Here is a 928-nt window from a genome sequence, read left to right as displayed (position 1 = left end):
CCCCCTCGCCCGCCGCGCCGCCGAGCGCGGGCCCCCCGCTCCCCGCTCCTACGCCTGCGGCGGCGAGGCCCTGGCCCGCGACACCGTCGCCCTGGTGCAGCAGGCCCTCGCCCCCCGCTTCCTGATCAACGGCTACGGCCCGACCGAGACGGTCATCTCCCCGCTGGCCTGGAAGGCCGCCCCGGGCGAGGCCGTGGAGAGCGCCCACGCCCCCATCGGGCGCGCCGTGGGCAAGCGGCGGGCCTACGTGCTCGACCCGGGCCTCGAGCCGGTGCCCGTGGGGGTGACGGGCGAGCTCTACGTCTCGGGCCTGCTGGCGCGGGGCTACGACGGCGCGCCCGGCGTGAGCGCGGCGGTGTTCCTGCCCGACCCCTTCGCCGAGGCGCCTGGGACGCGGATGTACCGGACCGGGGACCTGGCGCGCTGGCGCCGGGACGGAACCGTGGAGTACCTGGGGCGGACGGACGCGCAGGTGAAGCTGCGGGGGTTCCGGATCGAGCCCGGGGAGGTGGAGGCGCTGCTGCTCGCCCAGGAGAGCGTGGCGCAGGCGGCGGTGGGCTTGCGGGCGGGGCGGTCGGGCGCGGCGCAGCTCGTGGGGTACGTGGTGCCGGCGGCGGGGGCGGCCCTGGACGCGGGGCGGGTGCGGGCGTCGCTGCGGCGGCGTCTGCCGGACTACATGGTGCCGTCGCGGCTGGTGGCGCTGCCCGGGCTGCCGCTTCTGGGCTCGGGCAAGGTGGACCGGGGGGCGCTGGCGGGCCTGGCGCTGCCGGAGGACGAGGACGGGGCGTCCGGGGCCGGGGGCGGCGCCCCGGCCGGGGCGGCGCGGGCGGGCCCGGAGGCGGTCGTCGCCGCCATCTTCGCGCGCGTGCTCGGCCTCGCCGAGGTCGGCCGCCACGCCAGCTTCTTCGAGGCCGGAGGCGATTCGATC

General features: G+C 79.5%; 1 protein-coding gene. It reads left to right on the top strand.

Going from position 1 to position 928, the window contains the following annotated elements:
- Positions 1-928 (top strand): non-ribosomal peptide synthetase (locus tag DT057_RS35045; protein ID WP_162501626.1); only part of this gene is annotated, 928 nt, incomplete at both ends.

The organism is Methylobacterium crusticola (assembly GCF_003574465.1).
Classification (GTDB): Bacteria; Pseudomonadota; Alphaproteobacteria; order Rhizobiales; family Beijerinckiaceae; genus Methylobacterium; species Methylobacterium crusticola.
Note: the sequence above shows the minus strand (reverse complement) of the source record. Positions and strands in the feature narration are given on the sequence as shown.